Annotated in this window: 15 protein-coding genes; 8 read left to right on the top strand and 7 right to left on the bottom strand. The window is 62.6% G+C overall.

What is annotated here, in order from left to right; translation table 11 throughout:
- Positions 1 to 42: 42 nt before the first annotated feature.
- From BRPE64_RS26565 to BRPE64_RS26550, 4 genes are all read right to left on the bottom strand, one after another.
- Positions 43 to 1,332: an MFS transporter gene (locus BRPE64_RS26565; protein ID WP_044043341.1), complete on the bottom strand. Its 1,290-nt coding sequence runs from the start codon at positions 1,330 to 1,332 to the stop codon at positions 43 to 45.
- Between the two features lie 242 nt (positions 1,333 to 1,574).
- Positions 1,575 to 4,613, bottom strand: coding sequence for an FAD-binding and (Fe-S)-binding domain-containing protein (locus BRPE64_RS26560; protein ID WP_016348048.1), 3,039 nt, complete (start codon positions 4,611 to 4,613; stop codon positions 1,575 to 1,577).
- Between the two features lie 43 nt (positions 4,614 to 4,656).
- Positions 4,657 to 5,421, bottom strand: coding sequence for a 2-keto-4-pentenoate hydratase (locus tag BRPE64_RS26555; protein ID WP_016348047.1), 765 nt, complete (start codon positions 5,419 to 5,421; stop codon positions 4,657 to 4,659).
- The gene (locus BRPE64_RS26550) at positions 5,418 to 6,638 is read right to left on the bottom strand and encodes a pyridoxal-phosphate-dependent aminotransferase family protein (RefSeq protein ID WP_016348046.1); all 1,221 of its coding nucleotides are present in this window, start codon (positions 6,636 to 6,638) and stop codon (positions 5,418 to 5,420) included. The genes BRPE64_RS26555 and BRPE64_RS26550 overlap by 4 nt, the downstream gene beginning before the upstream one ends.
- Before the next feature lie 162 nt (positions 6,639 to 6,800).
- Between BRPE64_RS26550 and BRPE64_RS26545 the strand changes: the two genes are divergently transcribed.
- Together BRPE64_RS26545 and BRPE64_RS26540 are read left to right on the top strand one after the other, a co-directional pair.
- Positions 6,801 to 7,565: a GntR family transcriptional regulator gene (locus tag BRPE64_RS26545; RefSeq protein ID WP_016348045.1), complete on the top strand. Its 765-nt coding sequence runs from the start codon at positions 6,801 to 6,803 to the stop codon at positions 7,563 to 7,565.
- Between the two features lie 91 nt (positions 7,566 to 7,656).
- A complete protein-coding gene (locus BRPE64_RS26540; protein ID WP_232519332.1) occupies positions 7,657 to 8,019 on the top strand; it encodes a hypothetical protein in 363 nt (120 codons plus the stop codon).
- Positions 8,020 to 8,033: 14 nt separating this feature from the next.
- Here the strand turns inward: BRPE64_RS26540 and BRPE64_RS33330 are convergent, their stop codons facing one another.
- Complete coding sequence (locus BRPE64_RS33330; RefSeq protein ID WP_160167950.1) at positions 8,034 to 8,201, bottom strand: hypothetical protein; 168 nt, start codon at positions 8,199 to 8,201, stop codon at positions 8,034 to 8,036.
- 180 nt (positions 8,202 to 8,381) lie between these two features.
- Here BRPE64_RS33330 and BRPE64_RS26530 point away from each other — a divergent pair, with 180 nt between their 5' ends.
- Together BRPE64_RS26530 and BRPE64_RS26520 are read left to right on the top strand one after the other, a co-directional pair.
- A complete protein-coding gene (locus BRPE64_RS26530; RefSeq protein ID WP_044043339.1) occupies positions 8,382 to 9,305 on the top strand; it encodes a DNA-3-methyladenine glycosylase family protein in 924 nt (307 codons plus the stop codon).
- A gap of 250 nt (positions 9,306 to 9,555) precedes the next feature.
- Positions 9,556 to 11,574: an MFS transporter gene (locus BRPE64_RS26520; RefSeq protein WP_232519331.1), complete on the top strand. Its 2,019-nt coding sequence runs from the start codon at positions 9,556 to 9,558 to the stop codon at positions 11,572 to 11,574.
- A gap of 21 nt (positions 11,575 to 11,595) precedes the next feature.
- On the opposite strand, the gene BRPE64_RS26515 is transcribed toward BRPE64_RS26520, so the two are convergent.
- Positions 11,596 to 12,744, bottom strand: coding sequence for a peptidyl-alpha-hydroxyglycine alpha-amidating lyase family protein (locus tag BRPE64_RS26515; RefSeq protein WP_044043335.1), 1,149 nt, complete (start codon positions 12,742 to 12,744; stop codon positions 11,596 to 11,598).
- A gap of 140 nt (positions 12,745 to 12,884) precedes the next feature.
- Between BRPE64_RS26515 and BRPE64_RS26510 the strand changes: the two genes are divergently transcribed.
- Positions 12,885 to 13,319, top strand: coding sequence for a hypothetical protein (locus tag BRPE64_RS26510; protein ID WP_016348039.1), 435 nt, complete (start codon positions 12,885 to 12,887; stop codon positions 13,317 to 13,319).
- Positions 13,320 to 13,392: 73 nt separating this feature from the next.
- Positions 13,393 to 13,965 carry a TetR/AcrR family transcriptional regulator gene (locus BRPE64_RS26505; RefSeq protein ID WP_044043729.1) on the top strand — a complete coding sequence of 191 codons (573 nt, stop codon included), beginning with the start codon at positions 13,393 to 13,395 and terminating at the stop codon, positions 13,963 to 13,965.
- Between the two features lie 9 nt (positions 13,966 to 13,974).
- Here the strand turns inward: BRPE64_RS26505 and BRPE64_RS26500 are convergent, their stop codons facing one another.
- The gene (locus tag BRPE64_RS26500; RefSeq protein ID WP_016348037.1) at positions 13,975 to 14,928 is read right to left on the bottom strand and encodes a D-2-hydroxyacid dehydrogenase family protein; all 954 of its coding nucleotides are present in this window, start codon (positions 14,926 to 14,928) and stop codon (positions 13,975 to 13,977) included.
- A 259-nt stretch (positions 14,929 to 15,187) separates the two neighbouring features.
- Here BRPE64_RS26500 and BRPE64_RS26495 point away from each other — a divergent pair, with 259 nt between their 5' ends.
- On the top strand, positions 15,188 to 16,177 hold the full coding sequence (locus BRPE64_RS26495) for a hypothetical protein (RefSeq protein WP_016348036.1): 990 nt from the start codon (positions 15,188 to 15,190) through the stop codon (positions 16,175 to 16,177).
- Positions 16,178 to 16,333: 156 nt separating this feature from the next.
- Entirely contained in the window at positions 16,334 to 17,689 is a 1,356-nt protein-coding gene (locus tag BRPE64_RS26490) for a TAXI family TRAP transporter solute-binding subunit (RefSeq protein WP_044043334.1), read from the top strand.
- Positions 17,690 to 17,701: the final 12 nt, after the last annotated feature.

Raw genomic sequence — 17,701 nt, 5'->3', positions numbered from 1 at the left:
GCATGCAAAATGCATCGAACCAGAATAATCACTCCGTCGACGTCAGACGAACTTGCGTACCCGCGCTGCGTCCGCGTTGTCGTCTTCTGCGCTGAGCACGCGATCGGGCCGCATCGTGAACGAGAGGATGATGCCCACCGCCATCAGCACCATCGACACGGTGAAAGGTAAGTTCCAGTTACCGGTGCGGTCGATGAGCCAGCCGCCCACGACCGGACTGATGATCGCCGCGAGCGCGGAACCTGAATTCATAATGCCGGCGGCGGTGCCCGAGTGCTTCGGCGCGATATCCATCGGCACGGACCACATCGGGCCGATCGTCATTTCGTTGAAGAAGAAGCCGGCCGAAAGGCACAGCGCCGCGAGCGTGATCGAGATGTCCGAGACGAACATGATCGGCGCGAGCGATAGCAGCGTCAGGAACATGCACACGCCGACCATCAGGTTGCGCGCGAGACGCACGTTGCCGCTCTTTCTCAGGATGCGGTCGGTGACCGAACCGCCGAGCCAGTCGCCGAGCACACCCGCGAAGAACACGCCTGAAGCGAACAGCGCGGACTTGCCGAGTTGCATGTGATAGCTGTGCAAAAAGTATTGCGGAATCCAGCCGAGGAACAGCCACAGCACCCAGCCATAGCAGAAGTACACCGCGGTAACGGGCGCCATGCGGCCCAGCAACGTGCGCCACGGCACCGGCGCGCGTTCCTTCACGCCCGAATAAGAGGCGAGCGTCGCGCATTCGGAGTCGGTGATGCGCGGATGGTCGCGCGGGTTATCGCGGAAATAGAAGACCCATGCGAGCGCCCACACGAAGCTGATGACGCCCGTGATGAGAAACGCGCCGCGCCAGCTCGTCGCGACCATCAGCCAGACGATGAGCGGCGGCGCAACCGCATTCCCGATTCGGGATGCTGCATGCGTAATACCTTGTGCAAAGCCGCGTTGATCGGCGGGCATCCAGTTGGACATCGCGCGGGTCGCGGTCGGGAAGGTCGCGCCTTCGCCCAGGCCGAGCAGCAGACGCGCCACGATCAGCGACGCAAAGCCGCCCGCGAGTCCGGTCAGCACCGTGGCGCCCGCCCAGATGATCGCGCACAGCGTCAGCGTGCGGCGCGGCCCGAAGCGGTCGCCGACCCATCCGCCGATGATCTGAAAGACGAGGTACGGATACGCGAATGCGGAAAACACGAAACCGACTTGTGTATGCGAGAGACCCAGCTCCGCGCCGAACTGGCTTGCTGCGGTACTGACATTGACCCGGTCGATATAGGTGATGAAATACATCGCGCATAGCAGCAGCAATACGCGGGTCGTGGCTCGACGGAACATCATCGTCTCCTTGGATAGCCGCGTGCATGCGCCTGGCGCCTTCGTCGTTCGAAGGCGCCACATGGCGTGGCACGCGGAACTTCGCTTGGGGTATGTCGGATGAGAACGCTTGATCGACCTGCGTCCGCCTATTGCGTGCGTCGGCGCAACTTGCGAATGCGGGGTTTGCGCGGTGATGTCATGGCTTGTCTCCTGAGCGCGGCTCGTCACGGTCCGCTGTCATGCTTCGATGAATGAATCGGTCGTCAGTTTTTTGCGTCGAGCGACATCGCCAGCACGCGGGCGACATGTAGTGCCTCGCGTTGCGCACCATCCGCGATCTGGTGACGACAACTCGTGCCATCCGCGACGATCATTGCATCGCTCGCGGCACGCACCGCAGGCAAGAGCGACAACTCCGCCATCGCCTGCGACGCTTCGTAATGCTCGGCCTCGTAGCCGAAACTTCCCGCCATGCCGCAGCATGACGATTCGATCGTCTTCACTTCGAGTCCCGGAATCCAGCCGAGTACTTGCTCGATGGGACGCACCGCATCGAATGCCTTTTGATGACAGTGTCCGTGCAACAGCGCATTCGATGTGCCGAGAGGTCCGAGCTTCAAATGCAATCGCCCTTGCGCATGTTCACGCACGAGGAATTCCTCGAACAGGAACGATGCGTCCGCGAGCTTGCGAGCCGCTTCGCCATAGCCGTAGGCTAGAAACTCATCGCGCAGCGAAAGCAGGCACGACGGCTCCAGCCCAACGATCGCGACGCCGCGCTCAACGTAAGGCAAAAGGGCATCGAGCGTGCGGCGTGCTTCTTCCTTCGCTTCGTCGACGAGACCCGCAGCCAGGAACGTGCGTCCGCAACATAACGGCCGCTCTTCCCCATTCACGTTCAGGCGGACCGCATAGCCGGCCGCTTCGAGCACGCGCTTCGCAGCCCGCGCGTTTTCCGGCTCCATGTAGTTATTGAAGGTATCGACGAACAACAGGACTTCGTTAGTTGCAGATGCAACTTGTGTGCTTAACGCGTTCGCAAGAAAGGACTTCGTGAAGCGCGGAAAGCCGCGTTGCGGCGCGATGCCGAGCTTTGTCTTGAGCCAGCGCGAGGCGGCCGGCATGGTCTTGTCGAGCGCGTTGGCCAGCACCGGCATGCGGCTAGCAAACGGCGCGTAACGCGGCAAATACGCGATCAGGCGTTCACGCATGCGCACACCATGACGCGTAGTCCATGCAGAACGCGCCTCGATCTTGATGCGCGCCATATCGACGCCCGTCGGGCAATCGCGCTTGCAGCCCTTGCACGACACACACAGGTCGAGCACGTCCTTTACGTCCTGGCTCGCGAGACCGTCCTCACCCAATTGCCCCGAGAGCGCAAGCCTCAATGTGTTGGCGCGGCCGCGCGTGACATGCTGCTCGTCCTTCGTAATGCGGTAGCTCGGGCACATCGTGCCTGCATCGAACTTGCGGCAATGGCCATTGTTGTTGCACATCTCGACCGCTTTCGCGAGGCCGCCCGCAAGATCGCCACCCGATCCCGGCGCGCGCTCTTCGCCAGTCAACGGATCGCGCGTGACGTTCCATGCGGACCAGTCGAGCGCGGGTTCGAGCGCGTGCTCACGATACGTCGGCGGAAAGCGGAAGTTCGCTACATCGTCCATTTTCGGCGGCGCAACGATGCGATCCGGGCTCAGGCGATTCTCGGGATCGAACAGCCGCTTGATGCCGCTGAACGCCTCGTTGATGCGCGGGCCGTATTGCCATGCGACCCATTCGCCGCGACACAGGCCGTCGCCGTGCTCGCCCGAATAGGCGCCCTTGTATTCGCGCACCATCGCCGCGGCCTCTTCGGCGATCGCGCGCATCTTGACGGCCCCATCGCGGCGCATGTCGAGAATCGGCCGCACATGCAGCGTGCCTACGCTTGCATGCGCATACCATGTGCCTTCCGTGTCGTGCTTCCTGAAGACATCGGTCAGGCGCGCCGTATAGTCCGCGAGATGCTCGAGCGGCACCGCGCAATCCTCGATGAACGAGACGGGCTTGCCGTCGCCCTTCATGCTCATCATGATGTTCAGGCCCGCCTTGCGCACTTCCCACAGCGCCTTCTGCGCGCCGGCTTCGGGCATCTGCACGACCGAATCGGGCAAGCCGAGATCGCTCATCAATTCGACGAGTTGCGCAAGCTTCGCCACTTGCGTATCGCGATCGGCGCCGGCGAACTCGACGAGCAACACCGCTTGCGGCGACCCGACCAACGCCTTCTCGATCACGGGCCGAAACGCCGGGTTGGACATCGCGAGATCGATCATCGTGCGATCGACGAGTTCAACCGCAACAGGTCCGAGCTTCACGATGTGCTGCGTCATGTCCATCGCGGCATAGAAGCTCGCGAAGTTGACCACGCCGAGCATTTTGTGCGCGGGCAGCGGCGCGAGCTTCAACGTCAACTGACGGCTGAATGCGAGCGTACCCTCCGAGCCGACCAACAGATTCGCGAGATTAGGCTCGCCGCTTTCGCTGAATGCGAGCGGGCTCTGGCAGTCGAACAGATCGAGGTTATAGCCCGCTACGCGGCGCAGCACTTTCGGAATGCGTTCGCGCAATTCATCCCGCTCGCGCAGCGCGATGCCACGCACGCCATCGACGAGATCGCGCGTGCGTGTATCGTGCGCCATGCCCAACAGCTTGCCGAAGCGTGCCTCGTGTCCGTCGGCGAGAATCGCGTCGATGGCCTCGACGTTGTGCACCATGATCCCGTATTCCATCGAACGCGAGCCGCACGAGTTGTTGCCGGCCATGCCGCCGATCGTGCATTGCGCGCTCGTGGATACGTCGACGGGAAACCACAGGCCATGCGGCTTCAGCCACGCATTCAGATGATCAAGCACGACGCCCGGCTCGACCGTGACCGTGCGCGCTTCCTTGTCGAAGTGGACGATGTTGTTGAGCCACTTCGTCGTATCGATGACGAGCGCCTCGCCTACCGTTTGCCCGCACTGGCTCGTGCCCGCACCGCGCGCCAGCACGCTCGCGTGTTGGTCGGCCGCGATCTGCAATGCGAGCCGCAAGTCCGCCTGATCCTTCGGCACGACGACGCCGAGCGGCACGATCTGATAGATCGACGCATCGGTGGCATAGCGCCCGCGCGACGCGCGATCGAACAGCACGTCGCCCTTCAGCTCGCGTTGCAGACGCGCCTGTAGCGGCGTCGGCGCAGACGCGAGCCGCGCGCGTGCCGACGCAGGCATCAGATGGATCGGCTTGACGAGCGGTTCGGTGGGAGAGTTGAGCATCTTCGCTGTGCCTGAGTGCCGGAGCGTTTGAATGCGTAATGCGTTATGCGAAATGCAATTCGACGGGCGGCAAGCCCGCGATCGTGCCGACCACATGTCCGGGCGTGTCTGGAAACGCGATGCCGGTGTACGAGCCCGCCGTGATCACCGTTCCGCGTTCGACCGCGAAGCCATGCGACACGCTGTGATTCACCGTCCACGCGAGCAGGCGGCGCGGGTCGCCCGCCGGGTTGGCCGGCGTCGCATGAAAGAGCGGCACGCCGTTTGACGTGAAGGTCATCGCGGGCGCGACGAACGGAAACGCCGCGTCGTAGGGCACGCCTTCGCCGACGATCAACGCGCCGTGGTTCTGCAAGTCCGCGAGCTGCCAAGGCTTCTCGATATCGGGCCACGCGGCGAAGCGGCTCGCCACCACTTCGATCGACGCATGCACGGACTCGATCGCGTCAAGCACCGCTGCATCGTCGTACGGGCCTCTGTTCGGCTCGAAACGCCGGCCGAGCGTGAACGCCACTTCGAGTTCGAGGCCTGCCCGGCCAAAGGCGTCCATCGCGAGATGCGCACCGGAGCGATGCACGCCGTCCGCGGGAAGCAACGCGCCTTGAATCGGCCCGTCGGATGATTTGGCGCCGACCTTCCAGCCGCCGATGTTCACGCCGATCAGGCGCAGCGTCTCGGCCTGCACGGCATAGGCTTCGTCGGCGTTCGACGGGCGCGCACCTTCCGGCAGCGTATCCAGCTTCGCGCGATGCGCCCGCGCCTCGACGAAGAGCCGCGCAAGCGCACCGGCGTCGAACGCGGCGCTCATGCAGCCGCCTTCAACGAGGTCTTCGCGACGTGCTTCGTCAGATAGTCCATCGCCGCCGTGACGCCGCTGCCCTTCAATTCGACGCCCGCGAGCGTCAACCCCATCTCGCAGCCGGACAGCGCGGCCATCAGCGTGAGGTCGTTGCAATCGCCGAGATGGCCGATGCGGAACATGCGCCCCTTCACCTTGCCGAGCCCCGTGCCGAGCGACAGATCGAAATGTTCGTAGATGAGCTTGCGCACCGCATCGGCATCGACGCCTTCGGGCGTCATCACGCCCGTCAGCACCGGCGAATAGACGGCGGGATCCGCGCACTGAATCTCGAGTCCCCATGCGCTCACCGCCGCGCGACACGCCGCCGCGAGCCGTTGATGCCGCGCGAACACGTTGTCGAGTCCTTCGCCGAGAATCATGTCGAGCGCTTCGGACAAGCCGTACAACAAGTTCGTATTCGGCGTGTAGGGCCAGTAACCCTGCTTGTTCATCTCGATGATGTCGGTCCAGTCCCAGAACGCGCGTGGCAACGTCGCGTGCTTCGACGCCTCGCGCGCCTTCTCCGACACCGCGTTGAAGCTGATTCCCGGCGGCAGCATCAGGCCTTTTTGCGAGCCCGAAATGGTCACGTCGACGCCCCATTCGTCATGCCGATAGTCGGCCGATGCGAGCCCCGAAATCGTATCGACGAGCAGCAACGCGGGATGCGCCGCCGCGTCGATGGCGCGGCGCACGGCGGCGATGTCCGACGTGACACCCGTCGACGTTTCGTTATGCACGACGCAGACCGCCTTGATCGCACGATGCGAGTCCTCGCGCAGACGCTTCTCGATGAGGTCGGCCTGCACGCCGCGCCGCCATCCTTCGATGCCCGGCAATCCCAGAAACTCGGGCTTGAGGCCCAGGTTCTCCGCCATCTTCTTCCATAGCGCCGCGAAGTGGCCGGTCTCGTACATGAGGACCGCATCGCCCGCGTTCAGCGTGTTGCACAGCGCCGCTTCCCACGCGCCCGTGCCCGATGCCGGATAGATCACCACGGGCTGGTTCGTCTTGAAGATCTTCTTGATGCCATCGAGCACCTTGAGCCCCAGCGCGCCGAACTCCGGACCACGATGGTCGATGGTCGGATAACTCATCGCGCGCAAGATCCGGTCGGGAACCGGGCTCGGTCCGGGGATCTGCAAAAAGTGACGGCCGGCGGGATGGAAGTCGAGCTTGAGCATGAGTTCGCGTCCTCAAATGTAATTTTGCATGCAAAATACAATAACGCAGTGATCTGGCGTCGTAAAGGAATACCTAGGCCGAATGGCCTAGGGATAACCCGCTGGCGGTTTTTTCCGCTATCGCTGCGTTAAAATTGCCGCAAACGGAATTAGAGGTATTGAATGCAAAATCCCGATTTGCCACAAACGCACGTTTCGAACGGGCTGCCGAAGGTCGAGCGGCTGCGTCTGCACGACACCGTCGTGGACCATTTGCGCGGGTTCATCGTCGAGGGTTTGCTCGCGCCTGGCGTGAAGCTCAACGAGCGCAAGCTCTGCGAGACGCTCGGGATTTCGCGCACGCCACTGCGCGAGGCGCTCAAAGTGCTGGCCGCCGAAGGGTTGATCGAGATATCGCCGAACCGGGGCGCATCGGTGTCGCAGATGAGCGAGTTCGAGATGCGCGAGATGTTCGAGTTGATGAGCGGCCTCGAAGCGTTTTCGGGCGAACTGGCGTGCGAGCGCATCACGCCGCTCGAAATCGCCGAGATCAAGGCGCTGCACTACGCGATGCTCGCGTGCCGTGCGCAGAATGATCTGTCCGGTTACTACAGCCGCAATCAGGCCATTCACGACAAGATCAACGAGGCCGCGCGCAATACGGCGCTGCGTCAGACGTACGTATCGATCAACCGGCGTCTGATGGCGCTACGCTTTCGCTCGAATTTCCAGACGCCGAAATGGGACAGCGCCATTCGCGATCACGAAGAGATGATTGAGGCGCTCGAGGCTCGCGACGGCAAGCGCATGGGCGAGATCATGCGCAAGCATCTGCTGTCCAAGCGCGACGCAGTGCTCGCTGAACGCACGTTGACGACCGTGAAAGCAACGACGCCGAGGAAGCGCGCCACCGAACGAACCGCACGCGCGACGAGCGACAACGACTAAACGAACGGTCGAGCGATTCCTCTGAAGATACGGTACGATGCGGGCCTATGGCCGTCAGAGCCTTCGTCAGAGAATTCAACCGGGGATAACGTTGACCAAGTTTAGAGTGATGTGCATCGCGCTCGGCGCGGTGCTCGTCGTTACGGGCTTCAGCTTCTATCGCTCACCGGAATTCGACGCGGCGCAGGCCTCGATGGACCGCCAGACTGTCGACTGCCTCACCCGCGAACTCACACACGACGAGAAAGTCCGCATCGCGCAGCTCACTGCGGCGCATGATCGCGAAGGACTTCGTCCCATCTATACCATCGTGCTTTCGCGCTGCATCGTGCGCTCGGATCAATGGGACCGTCGTCCGCAACTGGTCACGAGCGCGCGTCAGATTCTCTCGCAGGATGACGAGTTCAGGCAGCTCGTGAACGCGAGCACGATGGAACTCGCGCGTCGCCCCTGACGACTTCGGCGCACTCACGCCGTCAATCCGCTTCCTTCTCCAAGCTGCACCTGAGCACGGGTGCTGGCAGCATGCGCGCTCAATACGGCGATCTCATGCTGCGCATAGTGCTTGATGGGCATGACGGCGGCGAGCGAGGCGGTCAGGACAATGGCGACGATGCTGATCGTGATGGCGTTCATGTTCGGCTCCTTGATTCGGTTCATGTGACTCGTTGGCTGGCGGCGTCATGCGCTGCCTTTGAGAAACATTGTGGTCGCCGAGAGTTAGCCAAAAATGAGCGCGGGCTTGTCACGGTAAGATCGGCACTCAGGCGGCACTCAAGCAGCATTCAAGCGCCCATCCACGCGTTGGCATTCAAAATGCATTCGACAATAAACAATTCTTACGCCACTTTCGAACTGCCCTTCAAGCGGCCCTTCGACTGGACGCGCATGCTGAAATTCATCGGCGGACGCGCGTCGGCGGGCGTGGAATCGGTCGAAGACAACGTGTATCGGCGGGCGATCGAATGGCATGGCGACGAAGGCACCGTCGAAGTCAGACCGCATGAGCGAAGACACCGGCTCGTCGTGACCGTCGACGGTGCCGCAGCTCGTCATGCGGAAGCACTCGCGGCGCCGCTCGCGCGCATGTTCGACTTGCATGTCGATCCGCGCGAGATCGCCCGCTGCCTCTCCGACGACCCGATACTGGCGCCGCTTGTCGCGGCCGCGCCCGGTTTGCGCGTGCCGGGCGCGTGGTCCGGCTTCGAACTCGTGGTGCGGACAATCGTCGGGCAGCAGGTGAGCGTGAAAGGCGCCTCGACGATCATGAACCGCATCGTGCAGCGCGCCGGCAAGCGCATCGAGGGTCATCCGCACGAAGGCACCGCGTGGCGCTTTCCCACGCCCGCCGAACTCGCCGCAGCCGATCTGGACAAGATCGGCATGCCGACGAAGCGCACCGAGACCGTGCAGCGGATCGCGCAAGCGGTCGCGACGGGCGCCCTGCCGCTCGATACACCCGGCGCCGATGCCGAACAGCTCAAGCGCGACCTGCTCGCGATGCCCGGCATCGGTCCGTGGACTGTCGGCTATGTGTCGATGCGAGCCTTACGCGACCCCGACGCCTGGCCCGACGCCGATCTCGTGCTCATGCAGGCGCTCGCCCGGCGCGACCCTTCGCTCTTGAAGCCCGCCCAGCAACGCGCGCGCACCGAACGCTGGCGCCCGTGGCGCGCCTACGCGGCAATGCATCTGTGGAACGGCGTCGCGATGGAAACAGGGCTCGCGCGCGGCGGCTGAAGTTGCGTTCTGAGATTGCATTCATTCGACTGTCAGCGCAGTTTGCATTCGGTATCACGCATGCAAAATGCCGCCCGCACGGACAGCCGCATACATCGCGGTCACCGATTCGCTCTCTTGTCTTAAAAATAGACTAATCTGCATCGAGCAGCCGAAGCCGCCGATCTCGCCGCTGCCGATTGAGAGCACGCGCGCGGCGCAACGGTCGGGACACGAAGAAGCGCTATCGAAACGCCACCGGGAGACGCACATGACCGCCTCATCCCTCGATTCGGAAGGCCTAAGTGGCACACGGGCCGCGTCGCAGGCATCGTCTGCCGCACCCTTGCCCGAATTGCCGATCGCGCCACGCGTGCAGAAGATCGTCGTCGCGATACACGGCATCGGCAATCAGTTGCACAGCGACACCGTGCGCTCCGTGGCGAGCCAGTTCGGCGCGCGCTATGACCCGCCGCTGCCCGTCATGCCGCTCGGCTATTTCGATATCGCGGGCGTCGGCGAAGTGGATGTACGCCAACTCGATCTGCCGTCCGGCGGGCCGTACACGCCCGAGCAGCGCGATTTTTATTCGGCGCTCGGCTTCGCCGAAGTGTATTGGGCCGACATCCCTCGCGAAGTCGTCAAGCAAGACGACACGCTCGAAGAAAGCAAGGCCTGGGGTCTCTCCATCGTGAGCCGCGCGCAGTCGACCTATATGCTCAACGTCGACGAACGCAGTCTCGAACCGGCCGATTTTTCTCTGGCAGCGGGTGTGGTGGAAGAGGTCGTCGAGACCGTCGCCGTCATGCAGAGCCTGCTCGCGGTCGCCGAGAAAGCCGGCATCTTCAAGTTCGATCTCGCGCCCATGTTGCGCGATTACGTCGGCGACGTGCAGCTCGTCGCGGACTTCAAACAGCATCGCGACACGATCGTGTTTCGCTTTCATCGCGTGATGGAGCGCCTCGTCGCGCTCGTCACCGCGCGTTGCCAATGCGCGCCCGAGGTTTATATCGTCGCTCACAGCGAAGGGACCGTGATCAGTTTTCTCGGCATCCTGCAGGCGCTGTCGGCATCGACAGTACGTGACCCCCGGGATGGCAAGCAAGTCATCAGCACCGACTGGGTGCAAAGTCTGCGCGGCTTCATGACGATCGGCTCGCCCATCGACAAGCACATTCTTCTGTGGCCGAAGCTATGGGAAGACATGACGCTCAAAAGCGAAATGCAGGGCGAGTCCGTCACGCAAGTCGAGCGTCCCGGCGGCGCGGTCACGCTGCCCTCGCGTATCAAGTGGCGCAACTATTACGACTTCGGCGACCCCGTCGGCTTCGCGCTCGACACAGCGCGTGCGTATCTGGATCATCGCGGTTGCCGGGCGTTCGAGTTCGAGCCTGCACACGACATCGGCTTCTCGCGCTATTGGTTGCCGGGCAAGGCGCACACCGACTACTGGACCGATGCCGAAGTCTTCGGCCATTTCATCGAGAACGTCGTACTTGGCAAAAATGCTGCAAAAGCCCCTGGAAACAGGCACTTTCGCGGCATCGTCAGCGCGGCGATTCCTTATCTGCTCAGCTTCGCGCTTCATCTTGCTGCCGTGTTCTTCATCTACAAAGCGGTTACGGCCTCGTCCGATACGGGCGAGGGCGGATCGAGCAATACCCCCGAGTTCATCTTTCTCACGCGCTCGGTTTTTGCGCTTGCCTGCTTGCTGATGGGGACCACGGTCGCCGCGCGCATTCCACGACTCGTCAAGGCGCGTGGTATGCGGCGCACGAGCGCATGGCTGCGATGGCGCGTCGTCGCACTCGCGGCTTTCGCAGCGGGCGCGCTGCTGTTCTGGTTCGTGCTCGTGAGTGGCGTGGCCGCATTTCTTGCGAGCCCGTTTGCCGATATCCTGCATCGCGATCAAGCCGATCCTGTCGTCGGCAAAGCGGTCTTCGTTCTTGCCGGACTCGTATGTGCACTGAGCGGCTGGCTCGTGCCGCGCAAGCCACGCGTGGGCAGGCGCCTTCTCGTCGCGCTCGGCGCGTTGATGATGATGCTGATCGTCGGCGTGAGGTTATGGGGCGATCTGGCCGGCAAGCCGCTGTGGCCCGTTGTGCTCGGTGGCCTCTTCTTTCTCTATGCGTGGTGGCTTGCGATTCTGATTTTCGATCTCGCCTTCGTATGGCATCGCTATGTGCGCAATTCGGTCGCGCTCGATACGCTGCGCGCATGGCGTGAAAGCGGACGCGACGCGCAACCCAAGCCGATCATGTCGATGCGCAGAAAGCCCGCCGCCAAATGAATTGTGAGCGATCACTCGCATTCACGCGTGCAGCACGAGCTTCTGCACACGCCAGTTGAGCAATTCGGCGACAAAGAGCGTGTTTTCAGCGGGGCACGCCATTTCATGAATCCAGCCGAACTGCTTCAACTGCTTGCCCGATCGACCGAGCACGCCAAGCAATTGGCCGTCGAGCGAGAGCTTGTAGATGCGGCCCGGAAACGCATCGGCGGAATACAGCACTTGATTCGGCCCCGGCGAAATGCAAATGGCCCAGGGCGAGCCCGGTGCGAACGTACCCGCCGCAAGCGCGGCTTCATCGGGCATGTTGCCGATAGCCGGACGCGCGTCGGGCGGCACGGGCACGTCGATCGTGAACTGGCGCTGAAAATTGCCGTCGGTGTCGAAGACCTGAATGCGGCGATTGCTGCGATCGGCGACGTAGACCCTATTGTTCGCATCGACGGCAATGCTATGCGGCGTATGGAACTGCCCCGGCCCCTTGCCGCGCTCGCCCCACGACTTGAGCCAGTTGCCGTCGCGATCGACCTTCGCGACGCGCGAGTTGATGTAGCCGTCGCTGATGAAGGTATTGCCCGCCGTGTCCCAAGCGACGTCGGTGACCTGACGGAAGCGCCCGGGCTCGGAAGGCAGCGGCGGATTCGGATGCTTGAGCGGCGCGGTCTCTTCGTCCGATGCTTCCTGCTTGCGGCCGAACACCATCGCAACGCGGCCTTCGGGCGTGAACTTGATGATCATGTCCGAGCCTTTGTCCGTGACCCAGACGTTATCCTGCCGATCCACCTTGACCGTATGCGCAAACGACCACGCATAGAGGTGATGACCGATCTCGCGCACGAAGCGTCCATTGCGGTCGAATTCGAGCAATTGCGCCGCAGCCGCGCCGTATGCGGGGCCCGTGCTGTTGCCGCGCGAAAGCACGAACACATGACCCGCCGAATTGAGCGCGACACCCGAGCACTCGCCGAGATACATATCGCTCGGCAGACGCACCGGATCGGGCACGGAATCGTAGGGAATGGCGGGCACGTCGCTATCTGCGTAAGCGAGATGCGGAAAGAGTGCGAGCGCCGCGGCGCTCTGACCGGCCAGCGCCAAAAAGCGGCGTCGGCTTGCGGCGCCCGGTTGGCTGTCGCAACATGGGCAGAACATCGAGTGTCGAAGGCTCATGATTACCCTCCTCTTGTTCGTCGCCTGCAACGATGAACACGATTGGTTGGCTTGCTTCGCGATGCGAGAGGAAGTGTAGTGCATGATTCGCATGTTCCGCACGCGAGTGCTTTAATCGCTTTCAAAGCTGAAAGGACATCATGAACGCAACGTGGCAATACCAGGTTCGAATCAAACTTGCGCCCGAGTACGCGGCAATGGCGCGTCAGCAAACGTCGAATGAAACGCTCGCGGCGCTCAATGCAGTGCTTGCCAGGCACAACGCGCAATTGAAATGTCAGTACGATGCCTTCGCCGACTATGTGGCGCAAGCCGAGCGCGACGGAATCGAGCACTATCCGCTGTATCGATGGACGCGCGAAACCATCGAGAATCCCGCGAAGAAAGCAAAATATCTCGAAGCCTTCACGCTCTATGTGAATGGCGAAGAAGTCTATGAAAAGGCTTTGGCCGATGCACTCGAAGCCGATCTTCACTCGCTCGCAAGCGCGGCGATCGTCGATATCCGCAAGTACGACACGAATCCCGCGAACAATCCGCAACCGCCCTCGTATAACAATCAATCAGGCTCGTGAAAGCGGCATCCGGTTGACGCCGCGCTGCTTGCGCGCTAAGGTTTGGTATATCAACCAAACAGCGGAACATGCCGTGCAGGATCGCCGACAAATCATTCTCGAAGCCGCGCTCGCCACGTTGCGCGAAGAAGGCTATTTGGGCTTCACGCAACCCCGCGTGGCGGCGCGCGCGGGCGTGCGTCAAAGTCACCTCACCTATTATTTTCCGACGCGGCTCGCGCTGATCGAAGCAGTCGCGCGCACGGCGATCGAGGGCCAGCTCGCCGCCGTGGATGCATTCGCGGGCGAGTCGTCGCCGAAGGTCACGGCCGCATCGATTGCAAGCGTCGCGATGCGTCACGAGAACACCCGCGTGCTGATGGCCTTGGCGCAAGCCGCGGACGAAGAGCCTTCCATACGCAGCCTGTTTCGCGAACTCGCCGAGGGCGTCGCGGTGCGCATCACGCGCATGCTCGAAGCAATGGGACTCGTCGTGACGAAGGAACATGTGTCGATGGTGCACTCGCTTGTCGTCGGGCTTGCGGTTATCGAGCTTGCGGTGGGCCGCACGGACGCAAAGCGCCGCGCGACCGTTGCAATCGAAACCCTGTTCTCGCTGTTCCCGACTGAAGACTCGAAAGAGCCAACGCGACGCGCCAAATCATAAGCGCCAAGCTCAGGCCTTGCGCGTATCGAGCCATTCCACGATATTGCGCACGGTATCGCCATAAAACGTGCGATACAGATCCTCCGCCACGTAGCCGATATGCGGCGTCGCCAGCACATTGGGCAGCGAGCGCAACGCATCGTTCGGGGCGAGCGGCTCTTCGTCGTAGACGTCGATGCCCGCGCCCGCAAGCTTGCCCGACTTCAACGCATCGATCAGCGCAACGCTATCGACAATCGGCCCGCGCGACGTATTGACGAGGCGGCTCGTCGGCTTCATTTGCGCGATCTCCTTTGCGCCGACAAGATGATGCGTGCGCTCGCTCAGACGCAGATGAACCGAGAGCACATCGGACGTCTTGAACAGCGTGTCCTTGTCGACGAGTTCAACGCCTTTTTCCGCTGCGCGCTCGGCCGTCAGGTTCTGACTCCACGCGATCACGTTCATGCGGAATGCGCGGCCGATCACACCGACTGCCGAACCTACGCGTCCGAGACCCAGCAAGCCGAGCGTCTTGCCCGCGAGTTCGGTGCCGAGGCCGACCTGCCAGCCGCCGTCTTTGAGCGAGCGATTTTCGGCGGGGATGTTGCGCATCAGCCCGAGGATCAGCGCCCAGGTGAATTCGATCGTCGGCGCGGACGAGTAGCCCGTGTGCCGCACTTCAATGCCGCGTGCGGCCGCGGCTTCAAGGTCGATCGATGCATTGGCCGCGCCCGTCGATGCAATGAGCTTGAGGTTCGGCAGATTGTCGATGATGTCGCGCGTGAAAGGCGTGCGCTCGCGCATTGCGCAGACGACATCGAAAGGATGCAGACGCTCGAGCAATGCAGCGCGATCGGCGATGTGATCGTTGAAGACGGTAATTTCCGCGCGCGAATCGAGCGGCGACCAGTCGGCCATGGAAAGCGCGACGTTTTGATAATCGTCGAGTACGGCGATCTTGATTCGAGTGGACGTGGACATGGTGAACTCTTCGGCTTCTTTTGTTATGACGAATACCGCGACGGACAGCAGCCGCTAGTGTGCCGCAACGCTTCAGATTGTGTCGGACGCCCCCTTCGGCCTCATCGTGGCAATCCGCCAGAGCCTTATAGGACAACGCTTCCCGCCATGACATCGCGTGAAATAAGTCTGCGCGGGACTTAGCCGGACCCTTCCCCTATAGTCACTTCCGTCGCCACACGAAACGCAGCGTAGCCTAAAGAACCGAGAAGGACATCCCGTGAAAACCAGATCGACTTTCGCTTCAGAAGCCGCTTCGAACAAGAGCCGCGCCCGTCATCTGCTGCTCGTCGCGACGGCGGCCGCGCTCACGCTGTGCAGCAGCTCGGCGTTCGCCGGCTGGGCACGTGGCGGCACGGCCTACACGGGCCGCGGCGAATATCAGGGCGCGCACGTCGGCTCGTGCGGCGGCGGCAGTTGCTCGCATGCGGGCGGCGTCGAAAATCCGTGGGGCCGCGTCGCCACCAACTCCGGCACCGTCACGCGCACCTCGCCCGGCCAGTTCTCCAACTCGGGCACGGCATACGGCCCGAACGACCGCTCCGTGCAACATGCGGGCGACACGAGTTGCGCCGGCGGAAGCTGCACGCATGACGGCAGCGCCACCGGCCCGAACGGCAAGACCGCGACCGGCAGCGACACGGTCACGCGTACCGCGCCGGGACAATACTCGTCGACGGGCTCGGTGACGGGTCCGAACGGCAACACGTCGACGCACTCGGCATCGACGAATTGCGCGGGCTATACGTGCAACCGCTCCGGCACCGTCAATACGGCAAACGGCGGCACGGTGAACCATTCGGGCAGCGCGACGAGCGTGGCGCCGGGCGTGGTCGTGACCTCGGGCACCGCGACGACCACCAGCGGCTCGCACAGCACGACGGTCGTGGGCGGCGCAACGGTCACATCGGGCACGACGGTCGTGACAGGTTCGACGACAGTGGTCGCCGCGCCCGTGATCGTGCCGCCGCCCCCGCCGCCTTCATCGACCGTCGTCATCGCACCGCCCCCGCCGCCTTCGACCGTCGTGATTGCGCCGCCGCCTCCTGTGAAGACCGTGGTCGTGGCACCGCCTCCGCCTCCAGTCAAGACCGTCTACATTGCGCCGCCCCCGCCGCCGGTCAAGACCGTCTATGTCGTGCCACGTCGCGCGATCTGGATTCCGGGCCATTACGTGGGCGCAGTCTGGATCCCTGCACACTGGGCATAAAAGAGACATCGACGCAATGCAAGGCCGGCCGAATGCGCGCCGGCCTTGTCGTTTTGTCTGCGTGGAGCGTTAAACTGCAAGTCAACGCCGCTACCGACATCGACACGACATGCTCCACGTCTATCCCGACGCGCAGGCATCAAACGGCAATCGTTCATGACGAGGCACCGCATGAAGCGTCCTCATCTCCCTCACGATCACGCGAAAGGCGTCCTGCACGACATCACCTGGACCGCCGGTCCGGTCGTGCTGGTCATCGCGATCATTGCAGCGCTCGTGTACTGGCTCGTCGATCCGGCGCCCCCCAAGACCATCACGATGAGTGCGGGTCAGTCCGACAGCTCGTTCTATCTCATCTCGCAGGAATACGCGAAGATCCTGGCGCGCAACGGCATCACGCTGAAGGTGCTGCCATCGGATGGCTCCGTGCAGAACCTCGAACGTCTGCTCGATCCGAAGCAGCATGTCGATCTCGCGCTCGTGCAAGGCGGCATCGCGACCAGGGAACAAGCAGCGCGGTTGATGTCGCTCGGAAGCGTGTCGTATGTACCGCTCGTCGTGTTCTATCGCGGCAAAGGCCTGACGTTGTTGTCGCAACTGGAAGGCAAGCGCATTGCTATCGGCCGTGAAGGCAGCGGCACGCGCATGCTCTCGCTGAAGCTTCTGGAAGCAAACGGCATCAGTGCAGGCGGCAGCACGCAGCTTCTGCCGACGGATGGCCTGCAAGCCGCGACGCAACTCGTCAGCAATGAAGCCGACGCCGTCTTCCTTTCGGGCGACTCCGCCACGCGCGGGCTCATGCTGCGTCTATTGCGCGTACCCGGCATCTCCGTGATGGACTTCAAGGAAGCGAGCGCCTACACGCGTCTCTTTCCTTATCTCGACGATATCGAACTGCCGCCCGGCGTGCTCGATCTCGGCCGCCGCATTCCGCCCGAAGCGGTGCATCTCGTGAGTCCGACAGTCGAACTGATCGCACGGCCGAGCCTGCATCCGGCGTTATCGGACTTGCTCATCGAAGCCGCGCAGGAAGTGCATGCCACCGCCGGCCTTCTGCAACGCGCGGGTCAGTTTCCGAATGTCGTCGCGCATGAATTTCCGATCAGCGAAGACGCAAGCCGTTATTACCGCTCGGGCAAGAGCTTTTTCTATCGCACGTTGCCGTTCTGGCTCGCCAATATCGCCGATCGCGCGCTCGTGCTGTTGTTGCCCGTTGCGGTGCTGATCTTTCCCGCGCTACGGCTCGTGCCCGCGTTGTATCGATGGCGCGTGCGCTCGCGTATCTATCGCTACTATGGCGCGTTGATTGCGGTCGAACGCGGCGCGATGAAACTCACCAACGAGGATGAGCGGCGCGCGCTAGTCATCGAACTTGACTACATCGAAGAATCACTCGATACGCTTAAGTTGCCGCTTGCCTATGCCGATGCGCTCTACGTGCTGCGCGAGCATATCGGCTTCGTGCGCGCGCGTTTGAATGAAGCGGCGCGGCGTGAAAAGAGCCTCGTTTGAGCTATGCAGTCC

Source organism: Caballeronia insecticola, assembly GCF_000402035.1.
Taxonomy (GTDB): domain Bacteria; phylum Pseudomonadota; class Gammaproteobacteria; order Burkholderiales; family Burkholderiaceae; genus Caballeronia; species Caballeronia insecticola.
Note: the sequence above shows the minus strand (reverse complement) of the source record. Positions and strands in the feature narration are given on the sequence as shown.